6 protein-coding genes are annotated in these 5153 nt (G+C 53.3%); all 6 read left to right on the forward strand.

The window, feature by feature from the left end; translation table 11 throughout:
* Positions 1–75 precede the first annotated feature (75 nt).
* Entirely contained in the window at positions 76–498 is a 423-nt protein-coding gene (locus tag B3F49_RS02905; protein WP_293908895.1) for a GntR family transcriptional regulator, read from the forward strand.
* The gene (locus tag B3F49_RS02910; protein WP_293896735.1) at positions 495–1601 is read left to right on the forward strand and encodes a slipin family protein; all 1107 of its coding nucleotides are present in this window, start codon (positions 495–497) and stop codon (positions 1599–1601) included. The genes B3F49_RS02905 and B3F49_RS02910 overlap by 4 nt, the downstream gene beginning before the upstream one ends.
* Positions 1598–2278, forward strand: coding sequence for an ABC transporter ATP-binding protein (locus tag B3F49_RS02915; protein WP_293908897.1), 681 nt, complete (start codon positions 1598–1600; stop codon positions 2276–2278). The genes B3F49_RS02910 and B3F49_RS02915 overlap by 4 nt, the downstream gene beginning before the upstream one ends.
* Positions 2278–3534, forward strand: coding sequence for an ABC transporter permease (locus B3F49_RS02920; RefSeq protein ID WP_293908899.1), 1257 nt, complete (start codon positions 2278–2280; stop codon positions 3532–3534). Before B3F49_RS02915 ends, B3F49_RS02920 begins: the two co-directional genes overlap by 1 nt.
* Before the next feature lie 11 nt (positions 3535–3545).
* Positions 3546–4781, forward strand: coding sequence for an ABC transporter permease (locus tag B3F49_RS02925; protein ID WP_293908901.1), 1236 nt, complete (start codon positions 3546–3548; stop codon positions 4779–4781).
* A partial coding sequence (locus B3F49_RS02930) for an outer membrane lipoprotein-sorting protein (protein WP_293908903.1) occupies positions 4774–5153 on the forward strand: 380 nt, incomplete at its 3' end. The genes B3F49_RS02925 and B3F49_RS02930, both read left to right, overlap by 8 nt.

A 5153-nucleotide genomic window follows, 5' to 3' on the forward strand; every position in this document is an offset into this window, starting at 1 on the left:
TTTTTATAGACACAAAGAAGCTTTTGTTGACATTGTACTAATACACCAGTACAATAGTACAAGAAGGAGCACACGGTGGTTAAGCTGAAAGAAGAACCTAAGTTGGAGTTCAGCCTGGATATGAAGAGCGGAGTCCCGTTCTACAAGCAGATAATCTTCCAGGTGGAGATGGCCATTGCCGACGGCAGGCTGGAACAAGGTGCTCAGCTGCCCACTGTCCGAAGCCTTGCCGTTGATTTGAGCATCAATCCGAATACGGTCGCCCGTGCGTATGCTGAAATGGAGATACGGAACATCGTGGTCACCCAGCAGGGGTCGGGAACCTTCATCAGCGACAAGAAAGTCACACTTGATGCAATTGAACGCGAACGCATCCTCTCCCAAATCACCAAGGAGTATCTTACCAAGGCTTCAAGCTACGGCTTCACCCTGGCGGAAATCCAGCAAATTATAGAAGACATAGGCGCCGAAGCACAGAAAAAAGAGGGAACAGTATGAACCTGTATCAGAAAAAAATTGAACGAATCAAAAACATGAAGGGGTTTGTCCTCAAGCGGGACTTCAGCTATGGATCGATCTCGTTTGTATGCTTGGCCGTATTTTTGGCCCTCGGGGCGGTTGTACAGCTGCTCGTCTACCCATACACCCAGCTGGATGCAATCGTGTCGGTAAGCACGGCAACCTTTGTCGCAGCCTTGGTTGTAACCATTTTTCCTCTCTGGGCGGTAGTGATGGCCCTCATTCTCATGCTGTGGGTTGGTGTCGTGGGAGGCCTCTCCCTTTATCTCTATCCCATCACGCTGCTGTCCACCCTTGGACTGCTGCTCTCCGCCTCATTCCAGCTGGTCTATCACTGGGACAAGGTCCTGATCCTGCGGTTGGGCAAGTTCCACAAGGTACACGGTCCCGGTCTGATCTTCCTCATTCCGGTGGTTGACCGTATTGCTGAATTCATCGATATGCGCATTCGGGCAACCGATTTCAGTGCAGAAAAGACCCTTACCAAGGATACCGTGCCGGTGCATGTCGACGCCCTCTCCTTTTGGATGATCTGGGATGCAAAACGGGCGATTCTTGAAGTGGAGGACTACACAGAAGCGGTGATTCTTTCGGCTCAGACGGCCCTTCGTGATTCGATCGGAAAGCATCCGCTCTCCAGTCTGCTCAGTGAACGCGAGGAACTGGGTCGGGAAATCCAGCAAGCCCTCGATGCAAAGACCAATCCTTGGGGTGTCTCGATTCTCTCGGTCGAAATCACCGACATCATCATTCCCAAGGAACTGGAGGACTCGTTGAGCAAGCAGGCTCAGGCAGAACGGGAGAAAGAGTCACGCATCATCCTTGGGGCTGCAGAGGTGGAGATTGCAAAGAAATTCACCGAGGCTTCGGCACAATATGCCAACGACCCGATAGCCTTGCAGCTGCGCTCGATGAATATGGTGTATGAGGGCATCCGCCAGAACAACTCCATGATGCTGATGCCCGCCTCCATTCTCGACCATATGGACTTCGGTGCCGTCATGGGTACGGCCGCCATGCAGAAGGTGGAAGAACTTAAGAACAAACAGGCAAAACCTGTTGAGGAAGATACCAAGAAATGATCAAGGTCGAAAAGGTAAGCCGTAATTATAAAACAGGTGAAAGCATTGTTCGTGCACTGAAGCAGGTCTCGTTGGAAATTCAGGACGGGGAGTTTCTCTCCATTGCAGGCCCATCTGGTTCAGGCAAGACCACCCTGCTCAATCTCATCGGGTGCATCGACGCCATCGATGATGGTGAGATCAGCATCAACGGACAGAAGGTGAGCACCATGAACAAGGAAGAGAAAACCACCTTCAGGAGACAGAACCTCGGCTTCATCTTTCAGACGTATAATCTCATTCCCGTTCTCTCCGCCTATGAGAATGTCTCCTTCGTCCTTTCCCTGCTTGATGTACCGGAAGCAGAGGTCAAACAACGCACCTATGAAATTTTGAAGGAAGTCGGGCTGGAAGGAATGGAAAATCGTCGTCCATCGAGGCTCAGCGGCGGTCAGCAGCAGAGAATCGCCATAGCACGGGCCTTGGTGAAGAGACCGCAGATCATCCTGGCCGATGAGCCGACAGCCAACCTCGACTCCAAGACCGGAGAAGAAATTCTCAAGCTGATGAAACGGATGAACGAGAAGTTCGGCACGACCTTCATCTTCTCCACCCATGACAAGATGGTCATGGAGTATGCCCGTCGTCTGGTGCAGCTGCATGACGGCTCCATCGTAAGCGATGAAAGGAGGCAGTGATGAAATTCATCCTGCAGCTGGCGGCAAAGAACCTGATGCGATACAAACGCAGGACGGCCATAACTGCTGTCGCCATCGCTTTTGGGTTGATGATGTATGTATTCGTCGACTCTCTGCTTGTTGGAGCTGAGCTTGAGTCGATGCGCAATCTTCGCTGGTATGAGACCGCATCGCTGAGGGTCTACGATACCGCATATTGGGAAGACCGATACTTCCTCCCTCTCGATGCGTCGATCGAGAGTCCTCAACCAATTCTCGACCTGCTCAAGGCTGAGGGCATTGCCGCCACCGAGCGCACCCTGTTTGCCGCCGACATGATCCTCTACCAGGAGGACTTCGGAGAGGACGGAAATGTGAGCGTCCAAGTGACCGCCATCAATCCTGATACCGACTTCGAGGTGTATCGTTTTGAGGATACGCTGGTCGAAGGCCGGTTCCTGGAGAGCGGGGAAATGGACGGCATTGTCCTGGGCAGCTGGTTTGCCGAGGATATCGGGGCGAAGGTAGGCTACTGGGTCACCTTGGTCACCCGTGGCAAGGGCGGTTTCTATGAGGCTTTCGATATGGAGGTTGTCGGTATCATCAACTGCCCCAACCCCAATGTGAATCGTTCATTGGTGATGATGGATATCCAGGCCGCCGACCTCTACCTCGCCATGGAAGGTTCGGTCTCGAGCATCGATATCCTTCTGCCTGAAAAAAGCGATCTCAATGCAATAGTCGGCACCTTGCAACCGAAGCTTCAAGCCATCGATGCGAACCTGGCCGTCTACACATGGGAAGACCTTGCCCGCGACTATCTGGCGATCCTGGGGGCCAAGCAAGGCGGCACCGGCATGATCCTCTTCCTCGTCTTCATCATCGCGGCAGTCGGTGTTTCCAATACGATGTTGATGGCCATGTATGAACGGATGCGCGAGCTGGGCATGATGCGCGCCCTGGGCATGCGTGACCGGCACATCCTGTTGGCCTTCCTTTTTGAGGCGGGCGGCATCGGGCTGCTCGGTTCGGTGGTCGGCATTCTGTTGGGTTGCCTTGCCAACCTGTACTTGGTGAATGTAGGGTTCGACTTCGGGTTTATGTTCAGGGATATGGATATCGGATTCAGAATCCAGAACGTCATGCGGGGCGCTTGGAGCATGCCTACCCTCATCAAGGCGTTTGCCAGCGGCATCGTCCTCTCCATGCTGGTTGCATTTTTCCCCATCCGAAGGGCATTGAAGCTGGACATCCCCACCTGCCTGCATCATCAATAGGAGATTTGGCAATGACGACTAAACTCCCTGCTGTGGCATTTCGCAATATCTTTCGCAATCTTCGCCGTTCCTCACTCTCTGCAATCGCCATTGCGGTATCGGCCATGGCCATCATGGCGCTGCTCGCACTGTTTGAATGCATGGAAGCGGATATGGAGACAAACCTGACCTCCTACTATACCGGCGAGGTACGAATCCGGCACGAGTCGTTCGAGAAGTATGAGCGGTACAACCCTCTGCATCTCAGCCTTGATGTGGATGCTGTGCTGCCGCTTGCAAAATCCGTCGAAGGTGTTGAAGCGGCGACCAGCCGAATCAACTTCCCGGCAAATCTTTATCTCGATGGGAAAAACAACGGTGCACTCGGCGTCGGCGTCGATTTTGCAACTGAAGCAGCCTTCATTGACTTTCCTTCCCTGGTGAGTGAAGGAAGGCTTCCCCAAAAGGGGAAGAATGAGCTGCTTATCGGAGCCATCCTGGCTCACGACCTTCAGCTTGAACTGGGTGACAAAATCACCGTGTTGACCTCCACAGCCCTGCGGGGATCGAACGCCATGACGTTTGAGATTGTAGGAATAGCATCGTTTCCTGTCGGCGGCTTGAGCTCGAAAACCCTCTACATCCCCTTGGACAGGGCGCAGTACATGCTGCGCATGGAAGGCCATACCCAGGAGATCCTCCTGCAGGTAGCCGATGGGTACAAGGAAGCAGACGTCGCCCAAGCAGTGAAGGAGTTGCTTGAGGCAGAGCTTGGGCTGGGAACCGAGACCAAGGCATGGAAGGATTTGAACATGATGTATTCCTTCCTTTCCATCGCCAAGTTCATCTACTACGTCATGGCCGGTGTATTCTTTGTACTTGGCAGCACCGTCATCATCAATACCACCATGATGGTAATTTATGAGCGGATGCGGGAGATAGGAACCCTTGCGGCCTTAGGCATGCAGGGCAAGGAGCTTACCCGGCTCTTTCTGCTGGAAGGGTCGTTCATCAGCATGGCAGGCTCCACGGTTGGAACCATCGCCGGACTCATCATCATCGCAGTCCTGGGTAAAGTCGGACTCAATTTCACCGAGGCAATGAGCGGGGTGGATATGGAAATCTCCTCCATCCTCTACCCACAGGTCAACTGGTGGATTGCTCTCTTTGTTTGGTTCTATGCCATTCTCACTGCCACGCTTTCAACGCTCATTCCCTCTCGAAGAGCATCAAAAATCCAGATTGTGGAGGCCCTGCGCTATGTCTAACCGTACTCGTGTCATCACAGCCACCCTGCTTTGCCTGCTCTGCATTCCACTCAATCTGAGTGCCATTACGGCAGATGAAATCATCAAAACCATGGATGGGATGCAAACCTTCGACACCTCCTATTCAACCGGGTCCATTACCACAACCGACCGCTTCGGTGCCAAGGTGAGCACCTTCAAGGCATGGACACAGGGCTCCAGCGACTCGCTGATAGAGTTCACCAGTGTTGCCGAACGCGGCCAGAAGATCCTCCGGACCAAGGGCAGCCTCTACCTCTTCTACCCCGATGCCGAGGAATTGATCAGATTGCAGGGAGCAGCGCTGAGGCAGTCGGTACTCGGCTCGGACCTCTCCTATGAGGATATGACCGA

The organism is Sphaerochaeta sp. UBA5836 (assembly GCF_002432845.1).
GTDB lineage: Bacteria > Spirochaetota > Spirochaetia > Sphaerochaetales > Sphaerochaetaceae > Sphaerochaeta.